The following is a 13798-nucleotide window of genomic DNA, read 5'->3' as shown; positions in this document are numbered from 1 at the left end:
TTCCCAGAACTGCTGCAGCTTTCCGGGCTCGCGCCAATGCGCAACCGAGGAGAAAGACATGAGCGACATCCATACAGGCGCCCGCCCCTGTCCCGATCAGGACGCGGCCCGCCTCGGCATCGCCGACTGGCTTTGTCTCGCCGCGGCGCCGACCTTCGCCCTGATGGCGCTGCTGGCCGGCATCTTCGGCGGTGATGCGACGATGCTGTGCATGGGCACGCCCTCGCCGCTCACCGGCATGCCGGCCATGTACCTGCTGATGAGCGCCTTTCATCTGGCGCCGTGGCTGCGCGTGATTTCCAACAGGCAGGCGGGCCGGGAGAAAGCCAAGCGCTTGGAGAAAACGCTGCAAAAACAGGGCACTGCGCAAGCAGTTTGAATCGCAACCCCGTCAAGGAGAAGACCATGACACAGACGAGCGAGACGCACGGTCCCGACACACGGGAGCCGATCGAGGCGGAGCCGACACGGCGCGGCGACGAGCCGTCGCAACCCGCCAAGGGCTGCCCCTGGTGCACGCCCGAAAAGACCTGACGCTTCGACGGCGCTGGCGCGCCGCCCAAGGCGGAAATGACGCCGGCCATTCGCTCTGCTCATCCCCGCCAAGCGCGCTGGCTTTTACGTCGCGATGTCGTTGACAGGCAGCAATGGCGCGGGAAGATCGACCTCGCCGAGCCAAGTCCGCATTTCGATCTCGATGTCGCGGCAGATCTGCGAAATCGGCACATCGTTGGCGTTGCCCTCGAAAGGGTTGGCGCTGCTCTCGCCGACCTGGTCGAGAGACATGTATGCCCAGCCCAGCAGCGTGCTGAACGGGATCGTCAGCCAGATCGCGATCGAGCCCAGCGCGCCGCCGAATTTGCCCATCTCCGCGAAGACCGGAACGACGCCGAACGGCAACAGCGTGCAAAAGATCATCACGAACATGGAACTGACGATGGCGTATTGGCGGGGATAGGGATTATTCTTGATGCGGTCGCAGCGCGCCTGCTGGTCGTGGAAGTCGCGGATGAGTTTCGTCAGTTCGACATAGATCTGCGGAGGAATTTTGGCGTCCTTGAACAACCCGTTGACCTGCACCGATTGCATTTCGAGCAAGGCGATTGCCGGCCGGGGCGATTTCAGGACGCCCCCGGTCTGCTCGGCCAACAACGGCCGCAATTCGTCGGCAATCAAGCCCGTATCCTCCTGGACATGGTAACGCCGCCGGTATTCGACATTGGCGGCCCGCGCCATGGATTCCCATGGCATCGGCCGCCGCAGCGCGAAACGCAGCGCCGTCATCCAGGCGATGTGGCGATAGATGAGTTGCTTCGCCGTCGGGGCGTCGGTGAAGTCCCTGCAGAAATTGGACCACAACCGGCTGCTGGCCGTGATTTGCGCAAAAGCCTGCAGCGCCTCACCGCTGCGGGTGAACACCTGCGAATTCTTGAAACCGGCAACCAGTGACACCGTGGTGCCGAGCACCAGCACGACAGACCACGGCACCGAGAACCCGGCAAGGCCGGGAAGGCGGTAGGCCGCAACAGCCAGTCCGCTCACCACCACCATGTAGATGACGCTGCGCCGCGACCAGAGCGCGAAATCCATCACCTTGTAGGAACGGCCTACATACATAAGATGCCCCCAAATCGCGGACGTGCCCGCCAGCCGCGGGCCAGTCTCCAGTCGCCCTCACCTAGCCTTGACGGCGCCGAACCGCAATCCGTCCATCAGCAGCCCGACCAGCCGGCGCGATCGATCGCGCCAATCCGGAGTGTCGGGCGCCGAATAGATGCCGCCCAGCGCGTGCAGCACGTCGGACGCGTCGACATCGCCGCGGATGGTGCCGTCGGCCACCGCCGCCTCGACAAGTTGCCGCAAGGCCTGCGACACCCTGCCGGATGTGTCTGAAAACAGCCTCGAATTGGTAGTGAGCAGGATGCGCAGGCTGGTCGCCAGGCCGCGCTTGGTGGCGATATAGTCGACGAAGCGCCGCATCCATTCCTCCAGCGCGACATCCGAGGGATGTTTTGCCGCCAGTTCGCCGGCGGCCGCGCACAGTCCCTCTACCTCACGGCGGTAGACCACCTCGACCAGGTGCTCCCGTGTCGGGAAATGCCGGTAGAGCGTGCCTATGCCGACGCCTGCGCGGCGCGCGATCTCCTCCAGCGAGGCATCGATCCCGCGCTCGGCGAAGACCGAGGCCGCCACCTCGACCAGCCGGTCGCGGTTGCGCTGCGCGTCGGCGCGCAACGGCTTGGCCTCTGCGGTCTTCCGATCGGGGATGGCGGACGGCTCTGCGGCCAATTTTTTCTCCACTGTCGAAATATGGGGCTTGAACCCCATCGGGTCAGCCCCCACGTAATAAACGGAGGCGCCTCCGTTTTAGTGGAGCACCTTTATCATATAATCAGGGGAACCGGTATGTCACGTGCTGAAAGCTTGCAAGCCAAAGCCGATTTCCGCTGGAGAGTGGCCGTGACCGCAAAGCTGCCAATCTCACCTGTTGCGAGGGAGATCGCCGTCTCCGCCGCTCCGCCTCCTCGATTGGCCTTGCCCTTCCCCGCCCCGACACCACTTCATTTCCCTCAGCGTCAAGCAACTGGAGCCAGACGCCCATGACGAACACCACAATCCCCGTCCATCTCGATATCAACGGCCAGCCGCATACGCTGGACCTCGAACCGCGCGTCACGCTGCTCGACGCCTTGCGCGACCGCCTCGGCCTGACAGGCACCAAGAAGGGCTGCGACCACGGTCAGTGCGGCGCCTGCACGGTGCATGTCGACGGCGAGCGCGTGCTGGCTTGCCTGACGCTGGCGGCACAGGCCGAAGGCCGCGCCGTCACCACCATAGAGGGGCTTGCACGGGAGGGCGAACTGCATCCCGTGCAGGCTGCCTTCCTCGATCAGGACGCCTTCCAGTGCGGCTATTGCACATCTGGCCAGATCATGTCGGCGGTCGCCTGCATCCGCGAAGGCCATGCCGGCTCCGATGACGAGATCCGCGAATACATGGCCGGCAATCTCTGCCGCTGCGGCGCCTATCCGCACATCGTCGCTGCCGTGCGACAGGCAGCGCTGGAGGTAGCGTCATGAGGGATTTTTCCTATCTTCGCGCCACCTCGGTCGACGCCGCACGCCGGGCGGCCGCCCTGCCCGGCGCCATGCTGCTGGCCGGCGGCACGACGCTGATCGACCTCGCCAAATGCGGCCTCGCCGAGCCCGACAGCCTGGTCGACATCACTCATCTCAAGGGGCTGGACACAATCGAGATCGACGAGCGCGGCGCGGTCATCGGCGCGCTCGCCAGGATGAGCCATGTCGCCGACCACGCTGGCATCAAGGGCGGCTTTCCCGCCGTCTCGGAGGCGCTGTGGCAGGCGGCATCGGCGCAGCTCCGCAACATGGCGACCGTCGGCGGCAATCTGATGCAGCGCACGCGCTGCCCCTATTTCCGCGATCCCTCGAATTTTGCCGCCTGCAACAAGCGCGAGCCCGGCAGCGGCTGTTCGGCGATCGGCGGCGTCACCAGGGGCCATGCGGTGCTCGGCACCACCGAGGCCTGCATCGCCACGTATCCCGGCGACCTCGCCACCGCGCTCGTCGCCTTCGATGCGGTGGTCCATCTCGGCGAACGCCGCGTCTTGGTCGACGACTTTTTCCTGCTGCCCGGCACCACGCCTCACAAGGAACACGCGATCGAACCGGGCGAGATGATTACCGCCATCGAAATCCCCGGATCCGCCGCCGCCCGCCGCTCGACCTACGTGAAGGTCCGCGACCGGCAGTCTTACGAGTTCGCCGCCGCCAGTGCCGCCGTCGGCCTCGAACTCGAGGCCGACGAGCGCACCGTCCGCGACCTGCGCGTCGCGCTCGGCAGCGTTGCCACCAAACCCTGGCGGGCGCGCGCCGTGGAAGAGGCGCTGAAAGGCAAGGCGCTGGAGCCTGAGGCTGTCCGCGCGGCCAGCCTGCTCGCCATCGAGGGCGCCGTCGACCATGGCGCCAACCACTACAAGATCGAGCTCGCGCCGCGCGTCGTCGCGCGCGCCATCCTCAAACTGGGAGAAGCGGCATGACCGTTCACATCGCAAGACATGGCGACGCCTCCGACGGCGTGCTGGCACAAGCCGTCGGCGGCCGGCTGTCGCGCGTCGACGGCCCGGCCAAGATCACCGGCGCGGCCAAATACGCCGTCGAACAGCAGCTCGAAGGCCTGGCCTATGCCGTACTGGTCGACAGCACGATCGCGTCCGGCAAGGTGCGCGCCATCGATACGGCGCAGGCTGAGGCGGCGCCCGGCGTGCTGCAAGTGCTGACGCCGGACACCATCATCGCCTTGAAAACCGCGTCGGACTGGTTCGGCACGCCTCCGCCCGGCAAGCCTTATTGCCCGCTGGCGCGCGACATCAGCTTTTCGGGCCAGCATGTCGCCGCCGTGGTCGCCGAAACCTTCGAGCAGGCGGTCGCGGCAGCGGCACTGGTCAAGGTCGACTATGACGAAACGCCGGCCATCGTCGACCTCAACGATGTCAAGGCCGGCGACGGCATACCGATCGACGCCATGACCAAGGAATGGGGCGACGCGCAGGATGCCTTTGCGTCCGCCCCGGTCCGGATCTGCGCCGCCTACAACACGCCGCGCGAATACCAGGCGCCGATTGAGCCGCACGGCCTGATCGCGCGCTGGGAGGGCGACCGGCTCACTGTTTGGGAGCCGAGCCAGTGGCTCGACGGCATGGCGCGCACCTATGCCGAATGGTTCGGTGTGCCGTTCGAGAATGTGCGGCTGGTCTCGCCCTATATTGGCGGCGGCTTCGGCTCCAAGGCTCTGGCGCTCGGCCATGGCGCGGTTGCGGCGTGTGCAGCCAAAATGCTCGGCCGGCCGGTGCGCCTGGTGATGACGCGCCCGCAGACCTTCACCGGCTATGGCGGCCGCGCCGCGACGCGCCAGACGGTGGCGCTCGGCGCCGACGCGGAAGGAAAAATCCAGTCGATCGTGCATCGCGGCGTCAACGAGACATCGATCGATGGCATGTGGGTCGAGCCATTGGCCTCGGTTACCTCGATCATGTACGCGACGCCGAACTTTTCGTCTCGGCAGAACGTCGTGCGGGTAAATTCCGTGGTGCCGGGCGCCATGCGCGCGCCGGGCGAGAACCCTTCGGCCTTCGGCATCGAAAGCGCCATCGACGAGCTCGCCTACGAGGTCGGCATCGACCCGTTGGAAATCCGGCTGCGGAACTATGCCGAGCAGGACCCGGAAGTGAAAAAAGCTTGGTCCACCAGACAGTTGCGCGAGGCTTTTGCCACAGGCGCCGAGCGCTTCGGCTGGGCCAGGCGCACACCGGAGCCGCGTTCGATGCGCGACGGCAACCAGCTGATCGGCTGGGGCGTGGCCGCCGGCACCTATCCGGTGCGGCGCGCCTATGGCGAGGCGATCGTGCGCATCCTGGCCGACGGCTCGGTCGAGGTCGAAAGCTCCTCGATCGACATGGGCCAGGGCACCTACACCATCCTGGCGCAGACGGCGGCCGAGACGGTCGGCGTGCCGGCCGACGACGTCGTGGTGAAGCTGGGCGATTCCCGCTTTCCCCGCGCCGGCGTCGCCGGCGGCTCGCGCCTGGCCGGCGTCATGACCGGTGCCGTCTACAAGGCCGCCACCTCGGCGCTCGACCAGCTTGTCGGGCTGGCGATCAGCGACCCGCGCTCGCCCTTCCATGCGCTGCAGGCCAACACGCTGGTCGTCGCCAATGGCCGCATCACCGCGCCGCGCGGTGATGGCCCCGATGTCTCGATCGCCGAGCTCCTCAAAAGCGTCGGCCGCGACCGGATCGAGGCGACAGGCGACACCATGCCGGCCAATTCGAGCGCCGAGGACCGCTACAAGAACTACACCACCATCGCCATGGCGCTGCCGCACACCGAAGGCGACTATTCCCGTCACTCCTGGTGCGCGCATTTCATTGAGGTGCGGGTCGACGAGGATTTCGGCACGGTGCGCGTCTCGCGCGTCGTGTCGGCGCTGGATTCGGGACGGCTCTACAATCCGAAGCTGGCGGAAAGCCAATGGAAGGGCGGCATCATCATGGGTATCGGCCAGGCGTTGCTGGAAGAAGGCATCATCGACCGCCGCCACGGCCGCATCGTCAACAACAACCTCGCCGACTATCTGGTGCCGACCAATGCCGACATCCCGGATATCGAGGTGATCTCGGTCGGCATCCCCGACCCGCACTCCTCGGTGCTCGGCGGCAAGGGCGTCGGCGAACTGCCCATCGTCGGCGTGGCGCCGGCGATCGCCAACGCGGTGTTCCACGCGACGGGGAAGCGCGTCCGCGATTTGCCGATCACGCTGGAGAAGCTGATCTGAGGTTCGGAGCTGCCAATCTCCTCCCGGAGGGGGTTGGCAGCTCGACCGCTAACGGCCACAGATAAGAAAAAACGCAGGTCTTTGGGTTCAGCCCTGTTAACCCTCACAATTGACACAGTACTAACATGTCGTAAATAAAGGAGGTGGCTTGGAGTAGATCTGGGATCGCACCAATTGGCTGCACCGGGGGGCAGACTCATGATGTGTGTTCAGAACTCGGCCGGTCATTGGACCGGGCTGGCTTTAACGAATTCGGCCCCACGCGACAGCCTGCGCTCGCAGGCGAGCCAGCTTGCGCTGCGAGCCGCCATCGGTATCGCCGCCGCTGCGTGCGCGAGCCTGTTGACGCCGGGACAGGCCTGGGCGGATTGCCTCGTCGGCGCCGTCACTGTCCAATGCGACACTACCTCCACCACCAACACGACGTCTCCCGCCAACGCACCCAATGATCGTGCCTATCAGGGCTTGTTAGGCGTGCCGCTCGACGTGACCGTCGATGCGGGAACGACGATAAGCGGGAATGGCCTAGCGGTTTCCAACCTCGGCCCCGGTGGCGTAACCGTTACCAACAATGGCACAATCAGCGTCGATGCCGGCAACGCGCCGACCGCAGGCGGCACGGCGGCCCTGTCGGTCTTTGGGGCCGGCGGCACGATTACCTACACGGGCGGGAGCATCACCAACAATGGCACCGGCAACGCGTTCGACGTGACGCAGACCGGGGGTGTCGGCTTGATAGACATTAACGCCTCCGGCAATATCTTTTCGGCGGCAGGCGAAGGCATCACCGTCCGCGACGTCGCGACCAACACCGGCATTTCGGTGATTACCAACAATGTCACCGCGCTGACGGCGGGCAAGGACGGCATCGACGTCCAGTCCATCTCGCTGACTGGCAACATCACCGAGGTCGCCAATGGCAACATCACGGCGGGCAATGCCGGCATGGTAGCGGGGCTCCTCAACGTTGGGGCGAGCGGCAACATCGACGTGACCGCCAACGGCTCGATAGACGCCCGCTTCGGCATCGACGCCGAGAACTTCGGCTCGGGCTCGACCAAGGTGACCACGGTCGGCCCTGTCACTGCGACCGGCGGCAACGGCATCTTCGCGCGGTCTGCCGGCGGGGCCGTCACGGTGACCGCGGGCGACGTGACGTCCACCGGCAACACCGCCATCATCGCCCGACAGACCAATGCATCTGGTGCAGGCGCGATCGACGTGACCGTGGGCAACGTCTCGGGCACGACCGGCATCGAGGCGACCAACAGCGGCACGGGCGCGATTATCGTCACCGCCAATGGCACGGTCACCGGCACGCTCGCCGAAGGCATCAAGGCGACCGGTAACGGCGCGGTGGGCGTAGTGGTCGCCAATACGGTGACCGGCGCCACGGCCGGCCTGATGCTGACCGGCGGCACGGGTGGCTCGGGCGACATTAGCGTCACCGGCGCCGGCGGGTTCGTCGGCGGCACCGGCAACGCGGCGACCATCCAGAACGACGGCGCGGGCACGGTCACGGTCGACATCTCTGGCGCGAGCAGCTCGACTGGCGGCGAAGGCATCACCGTGCGCGACACGGCGGCCGGCGGCAACATCAGCGTCACCACTGGCGCGGTGACCGCACTCACCGCGGGCAAGGATGCCATCGACGCCCAGAGCCAGTCGTTGACCGGCAATGTCACGGAGGTCGCCAACGGCGACATCAAGGCGGGCAATGCCGGCATGGTGGCGGGGCTCCTCAACGTTGGGGCGAGCGGCAACATCGACGTGACCGCCAACGGCTCGATAGACGCCCGCTTCGGCATCGACGCCGAGAACTTCGGCTCGGGCTCGACCACGGTGACCACGGTCGGCCCTGTCACTGCGACCGGCGGCAACGGCATCTTCGCGCGGTCTGCCGGCGGCGCCGTCACGGTGACCGCGGGCGACGTGACGTCCACCGGCAACACCGCCATCATCGCCCGACAGACCAAGGCAACTGGTGCAGGCGCGATCGACGTGACCGTGGGCAACGTCTCGGGCACGACCGGCATCGAGGCGACCAACAGCGGCACGGGCGCGATTATCGTCACCGCCAATGGCACGGTCACCGGCACGCTCGCCGAGGGCATCAAGGCGACCGGTAACGGCGCGGTCGGCGTAGTGGTCGCCAATACGGTGACCGGCGCCACGGCCGGCCTGACGCTGACCGGCGGCACGGGTGGCTCGGGCGACATTAGCGTCACCGGCGCCGGCGGGTTCGTCGGCGGCACCGGCAACGCGGCGACCATCCAGAACGACGGCGCGGGCACGGTCACGGTCGACATCTCTGGCGCGAGCAGCTCGACTGGCGGCGAAGGCATCACCGTGCGCGACACGGCGGCCGGCGGCAACATCAGCGTCACCACTGGCGCGGTGACCGCACTCACCGCGGGCAAGGATGCCATCGACGCCCAGAGCCAGTCGTTGACCGGCAATGTCACGGAGGTCGCCAACGGCGACATCAAGGCGGGCAATGCCGGCATGGTGGCGGGGCTCCTCAACGTTGGGGCGAGCGGCAACATCGACGTGACCGCCAACGGCTCGATCGACGCCCGCTTCGGCATCGACGCCGAGAACTTCGGCTCGGGCTCGACCAAGGTGACCACGGTCGGCCCTGTCACTGCGACCGGCGGCAACGGCATCTTCGCGCGGTCTGCCGGCGGGGCCGTCACGGTGACCGCGGGCGACGTGACGTCCACCGGCAACACCGCCATCATCGCCCGACAGACCAAGGCAACTGGTGCAGGCGCGATCGACGTGACCGTGGGCAACGTCTCGGGCACGACCGGCATCGAGGCGACCAACAGCGGCACGGGCGCGATCGCCGTCACCGCCAATGGCACGGTCGAGGGCGACATTGCCGCGATTTCGGCGCAATCGAACAGCGGCCATGCAATCGGGATCACCCTTTCCGGCGCGACGCGAAACAGTGCGCAAACGGCTGCGGCGCTGGCCATCGCTAGCTCTGGTGGCGCCACGACAGTCACCAATGGCGGTGCGCTGACCGGCCGGGTGGAGCTTGGTGATTACGCTGACCTGTTGATCAACAACGCCACCTGGACGACGGGCGGGACCAACCTGTTCGGCGCCGGCATCGACAGAGTCACGAATGCAGCCGCGGCCTCTCTCATTACCGCCAGCAATGGCGCGACGATCGAGACAACCACCTTCAATGGACTCGAGTTGTTGTCGAATGCCGGACGGCTCACCATGCAGGACGGCGGCGCGGGCGACCGCACCCTGGTTTCGGGCAATGTGACTCTGGCGGCCGGCTCGACCTATGCCATCGACATCAACGCGGCTCAGTCAGATCTGCTTCATGTCACCGGCGTCGCCGATATCACTGGCTCGACGCTCTCGGTCAACATGCAGGGCGGCCTATTGTCCGGTGCCCGCTACACGGTGCTGACCGCCGATGGCGGGCTGACTGGCGCGTTCGCCGATGTGACGGGGACCGCGTTCCTGTCGGTGACGGAAGCCTATGACTCTAACAATGCCTATCTCGATGTGGTGCAGGCAAAGTCCTTCCCCTCGGTCGGCTTGACACCCAATCAGATCGCCACCGGCGGCGGTGCCGAAAGCCTGGGGGCGGGCAATCCACTCTATGATGCCATCGTGGTGCTGCCGACGGCTGCTGCCGCCCAGGACGCCTTCGACCAGCTTTCCGGCGAAATCCATGCCTCGGCCAGGGGCATGCTGCTTGAAGACAGCCGCTTCGTCCGCGACGCCGCCAGCAATCGCATTGCTGCCGCCTTTGGCGATGGCGGCGCGGCGGCGCTGCCGGTCATGGCCTATGGCGAGGGTGGACCGGAAATGGTGGCGGCCGATACCGACCGCTTCGCCGTCTGGGGCCAGGTGTTCGGTTCGTGGAGCAACACCGGCGGCGACGGCAATGCCGCCGCCTTCGATCGCTCGACCGGCGGCCTGCTGGCCGGCGCCGATACTTTGGTCGGCGGCTGGCGTGTCGGCCTCATCGGCGGCTACGGCCATTCCTCCTTCGATGCCGACGACCGCGATTCATCAGGCAAGAGCGACAGCTATCATCTCGGTCTCTATGGCGGCACCAACTGGGGAGCCATCGCTTTCCGCAGCGGCGCGGCTTATAGCTGGAGCAGCATCTCGACCAGGCGCTCGGTTGCTTTCAACGGCTTTGCCGATCAATTGTCGGCCGACTACGATGCCGGCACCGCGCAAGTGTTCGGCGAACTTGCCTATAAGGCCGAAACCGGCAGCAGCTTCCACTTCGAGCCCTTCGCCAACCTCGCCTATGTCAGCGTGCACACCGACGGCTTCACCGAAACGGGTGGTGCCGCGGCGTTGACCAGCGCCAGCACAAGAACCGACGCCACCTTCACCACGCTCGGCCTTCGCGGCGCCACCGACTTCGCGCTTGGCGGCATCGATGCCACCGCCCGCGGCATGCTCGGCTGGCGTCACGCCTTCGGCGATGTCACGCCGACCTCCGCCTTCGCCTTCGCCGGCGGCGATCAATTCACCATCGCCGGCGTGCCGATCGCTCGGGATGCCGCGGTGATCGAGGCCGGCCTCGATCTCAACATGTCGGCCAATGCGACGCTCGGCCTGTCCTATACCGGCCAGTTCGGCAGTGGCACGGTGGACCAGGGCGCGAAGGTCGATCTGGGCGTGAAGTTCTGAACGACGATGGAGAAACCGGGTTTGCAGCACGAACCTGCACGTTGATCCGCCCCTACTCCGGCGACGGCACCGGCGGCCTCGACGTCAGCGCGGTGCCTGCGGCCGCGACGATGACGGCGGCGATGCCGGCCAGTTGCGGCGCGGTCAGGCTCTCATGCAGGAACAGGAAGCCGGCCAGCGCGCCGAGCCCTGGCTCCAGGCAGGTCAGCGTGCCGTAGATGCGGGCCGGCATCCGGGTCAGCGCCACCATCTCCAGAAAGAACGGCAGCGCGCTCGAGAACAGGCCGACGAGCAAGGCACTGACCAGGATCGACGGCGCGAGCAGGCCCGCTCCCGCCTGCGCCACGCCGAAAGGCAGCACCAGCACCGCGGCGATCGCCATGCCGTAGGCGGTGGTGCGGGTGCCGAGCTCCGCGCCCGCCTTCTGCGCCAGCACGATGTAGAGCGCCCAGAAGCCGCCGGCCGCCAGCGCCAGCATCACCCCGGTCGGATCGAGCGGCTGGAGCGAACGGATGAAGGGCGACAACAGCACGATGCCGGCCAGCGCCAGCGCGATCCAGGCAAAATCGCTGGCGCGCCGCGAGGTCAGCGTCGCCACCAGCAGCGGTCCCGAAAACTCCAGCGCCACCGCGACGCCGAGCGGTATCGTGGCGAGCGCGGCGTAGAACAGGAGATTGAGCGCGGCGAGCGTCACGCCATAGGCGACCAGCCACGGCATGGTGGCGCGCGAAGGCCGCATCTGCCAGGGCCGCAGCACGGCGATCAGCATCAGCGCGCCGACGACCAGCCTCAGCGTCGTCGTGCCCTGCGCGCCGATCACCGGAAACAGGCTCTTGGCGAAAGTAGCGCCGATCTGGATCGACACCATGGCGCCCAACAGCGCCATCACGGGCAAAGGCGCCGCTTCACGACCGACAACCGGCGTCGATGTCACTTGATCCGTCCTCCGTGCGCCATCAGGCAACGCTGCGCCATGGGAGATAGGGCGAACCGGCCCGTCCGTCGTGAGGCAGGGCCGGCATCTCGATGGGGCAAGAAAGGGCCACGGACGAGCCGGCCGCCCTCAGATGCGGCCGTTGCGCGCGTTCGGCAGTCTCGTGATCGCTGTCAGGACCAGCAGCGCGGCGCCGCCCAGAAATGCCATCGCCACCAGCGACCAGGCAATGCCGACATGGACGATGGCAAAGGCCAGCGCAAAGGGCGCGACGGCCGAGACGAGCAGCCGGGCCGATGTGACGCGCCCCTGCAGCCGGCCATAGTCCGCACTGCCGAACAATGTCAGCGGCAGGGCGCCGATGACGATGCTGAAAAGCCCGTTGCCCATGCCGAACACGACGGCGAAAACCATCCCGCCTGCGACGGAAGGCGCCGTGCAGTTCAGCACGACGACCCCGCTCGTCATCAGGCCGGCCGAGATGATGGCCAGCGTCAATGACGGCAGGTTGACGCCGAAGATCATGTTGATGAAGCGGCTCAACACCTGTGAGGGCCCGAACAGCGTTCCGACGATGGCGGCGGTCGCCCCAAGCCAAGTCCGGAAAGCAGCGGCACCATATGCACCAGGACAGCGGCGCCAAGCAGGTTCTGCAGCGAAAAGGCGATGACCATCAGCGCGAAGCCGAGCGGCCGCGCCGAGGCCGGAAGCGATCCCTGGACATGCCGTGGCGGCTCGGTCGCCGAGCGCCTGCTCTTGGCCAGCCCATGCGAGAGCCAGGCGTGCAGCGGCAGGCAGACGAGCAGGTTCAGCCCCGCGAAGACGAGATAGACGCTCCGCCATGACATCTGTGCGTGCAGGGCCGAGGTGATCGGCCAGAACACGGTCGATGCGAAGCCGGCAATGAGGGTGAGATAAGTGATGCTGCGTTGCGCCGCGCGCGGCCTTATCTGCACAAGCAGCGCGAAAGCGGCGCCGTACTGGACCAGGTTCGATGCCACTTCCAGCACGATCAGCGCCGCCACGAAGGCCCCGGCCGCCGGCGCGTAGGCACAGGCGGCGAGCGCAGCCGCGGCAAGGATCGAGCCGGCGGTCATGATCTTGCCGGCGCCGAAGCGGTCGATCCAGTTTCCGAGCCAGGGCGCCGTCAGGCCGCCAACCAGCAGAGCCGCCGAGAGCGCGCCGAAAATCCATTCGGTCGGCCAGTCCAGATCCCTGGCCATATCGGCGGCGAGAATGCTGAAACTGTAGTACAGCGTGCCGTAGCCGACGATCTGGGTTACGCCGAGGGCGGCAATGGCGGCCAGCGGCGAGCGCTCCGGGACGTCGAGATCGGAAAGGCTTCGATCACTTGATGCCACGGTCATGGATCACCACCTCGCCATCTTCCTTGGTGAAGCGGGCCACCGGATGGTCGAGCAGGTCGAGCACGAGCTCGGACGGACGGCACAGCCGCGTCCCCTTGGGCGTCTCGACGATCGGCCGGTTGATCAGGATCGGATGCCTCAGCATGGCGTCGATCAGCTGTTCATCGGTCCATTTGGCGTCACCCAGGCCGAGTTCGGCATAGGGCGTACCCTTTTCGCGCAGCAGGGCGCGCGCGGGAATTCCCATGGCGGCGATCAGCTGGCGCAAGCGGTCCCGGCCGGGCGGATGTTTCAGATACTCGATGATGTCAGGCTTCTCGCCGCTCGCCTGGATCATGGCTAGCGTGTTGCGCGAGGTGCCGCAGTCGGGATTGTGGTAGATCGTGACGGTCATGGCTTGGTCTCGACGGCAAGAAGTTGGATTTCGGACCGCCACTTCGGCGCCGGGATGATCGCCGAGGCT

General features: G+C 66.6%; 10 protein-coding genes and 1 pseudogene. 6 read left to right on the top strand and 5 right to left on the bottom strand.

Annotated features, from left to right (window positions below):
- Positions 1-58 precede the first annotated feature (58 nt).
- Positions 59-379: a hypothetical protein gene (locus tag LB532_RS05385; protein ID WP_140642789.1), complete on the top strand. Its 321-nt coding sequence runs from the start codon at positions 59-61 to the stop codon at positions 377-379.
- Positions 380-405: 26 nt separating this feature from the next.
- Entirely contained in the window at positions 406-534 is a 129-nt protein-coding gene (locus LB532_RS30035) for a hypothetical protein (RefSeq protein ID WP_263487670.1), read from the top strand.
- Between the two features lie 84 nt (positions 535-618).
- Here the strand turns inward: LB532_RS30035 and LB532_RS05380 are convergent, their stop codons facing one another.
- Positions 619-1617, bottom strand: a complete 999-nt coding sequence (locus tag LB532_RS05380) for a bestrophin family protein (protein WP_140642787.1) — start codon at positions 1615-1617, stop codon at positions 619-621.
- A gap of 57 nt (positions 1618-1674) precedes the next feature.
- Positions 1675-2289 carry a TetR/AcrR family transcriptional regulator gene (locus LB532_RS05375; RefSeq protein WP_140642785.1) on the bottom strand — a complete coding sequence of 205 codons (615 nt, stop codon included), beginning with the start codon at positions 2287-2289 and terminating at the stop codon, positions 1675-1677.
- A gap of 311 nt (positions 2290-2600) precedes the next feature.
- Between LB532_RS05375 and LB532_RS05370 the strand changes: the two genes are divergently transcribed.
- The 4 genes from LB532_RS05370 (at position 2601) to LB532_RS05355 (ending at position 11034) form a co-directional block, all read left to right on the top strand.
- A complete protein-coding gene (locus LB532_RS05370; protein WP_140642784.1) occupies positions 2601-3080 on the top strand; it encodes a (2Fe-2S)-binding protein in 480 nt (159 codons plus the stop codon).
- Positions 3077-4060 (top strand): FAD binding domain-containing protein, encoded by a 984-nt coding sequence (locus tag LB532_RS05365; protein WP_140642783.1) that lies wholly within the window; start codon positions 3077-3079, stop codon positions 4058-4060. The genes LB532_RS05370 and LB532_RS05365 overlap by 4 nt, the downstream gene beginning before the upstream one ends.
- Complete coding sequence (locus LB532_RS05360; protein ID WP_140642781.1) at positions 4057-6354, top strand: xanthine dehydrogenase family protein molybdopterin-binding subunit; 2298 nt, start codon at positions 4057-4059, stop codon at positions 6352-6354. Before LB532_RS05365 ends, LB532_RS05360 begins: the two co-directional genes overlap by 4 nt.
- Before the next feature lie 201 nt (positions 6355-6555).
- On the top strand, positions 6556-11034 hold the full coding sequence (locus LB532_RS05355) for an autotransporter outer membrane beta-barrel domain-containing protein (protein ID WP_224556436.1): 4479 nt from the start codon (positions 6556-6558) through the stop codon (positions 11032-11034).
- 52 nt (positions 11035-11086) lie between these two features.
- Here LB532_RS05355 and LB532_RS05350 read toward each other — a convergent pair whose 3' ends face one another.
- The 3 genes and pseudogenes from LB532_RS05350 to arsC form a co-directional block, all read right to left on the bottom strand.
- The gene (locus LB532_RS05350; RefSeq protein ID WP_140642778.1) at positions 11087-11968 is read right to left on the bottom strand and encodes an EamA family transporter; all 882 of its coding nucleotides are present in this window, start codon (positions 11966-11968) and stop codon (positions 11087-11089) included.
- Positions 11969-12097: 129 nt separating this feature from the next.
- A pseudogene (gene arsK / locus LB532_RS05345) lies at positions 12098-13335 on the bottom strand (arsenite efflux MFS transporter ArsK).
- A complete protein-coding gene (gene arsC / locus LB532_RS05340) occupies positions 13316-13729 on the bottom strand; it encodes an arsenate reductase (glutaredoxin) (protein WP_140642776.1) in 414 nt (137 codons plus the stop codon). The pseudogene arsK and the gene arsC overlap by 20 nt, the downstream one beginning before the upstream one ends.
- Positions 13730-13798: the final 69 nt, after the last annotated feature.

The organism is Mesorhizobium sp. ESP-6-2 (assembly GCF_020164675.1).
Classification (GTDB): Bacteria; Pseudomonadota; Alphaproteobacteria; order Rhizobiales; family Rhizobiaceae; genus Mesorhizobium.
This window is presented reverse-complemented; position numbering and strand designations above follow the sequence as displayed.

What these genes read in the sequence shown, in the direction of transcription:
- LB532_RS05385 (WP_140642789.1), top strand. Translation starts at nt 59, where the DNA reads ATGAGCGACATCCATACAGGCGCCCGCCCCTGTCCCGATCAGGACGCG.
- LB532_RS30035 (WP_263487670.1), top strand. Translation starts at nt 406, where the DNA reads ATGACACAGACGAGCGAGACGCACGGTCCCGACACACGGGAGCCGATC.
- LB532_RS05380 (WP_140642787.1), bottom strand. Translation starts at nt 1,617, where the DNA reads ATGTATGTAGGCCGTTCCTACAAGGTGATGGATTTCGCGCTCTGGTCG.
- LB532_RS05370 (WP_140642784.1), top strand. Translation starts at nt 2,601, where the DNA reads ATGACGAACACCACAATCCCCGTCCATCTCGATATCAACGGCCAGCCG.
- LB532_RS05365 (WP_140642783.1), top strand. Translation starts at nt 3,077, where the DNA reads ATGAGGGATTTTTCCTATCTTCGCGCCACCTCGGTCGACGCCGCACGC.
- LB532_RS05360 (WP_140642781.1), top strand. Translation starts at nt 4,057, where the DNA reads ATGACCGTTCACATCGCAAGACATGGCGACGCCTCCGACGGCGTGCTG.
- LB532_RS05355 (WP_224556436.1), top strand. Translation starts at nt 6,556, where the DNA reads ATGTGTGTTCAGAACTCGGCCGGTCATTGGACCGGGCTGGCTTTAACG.
- arsC (WP_140642776.1), bottom strand. Translation starts at nt 13,729, where the DNA reads ATGACCGTCACGATCTACCACAATCCCGACTGCGGCACCTCGCGCAAC.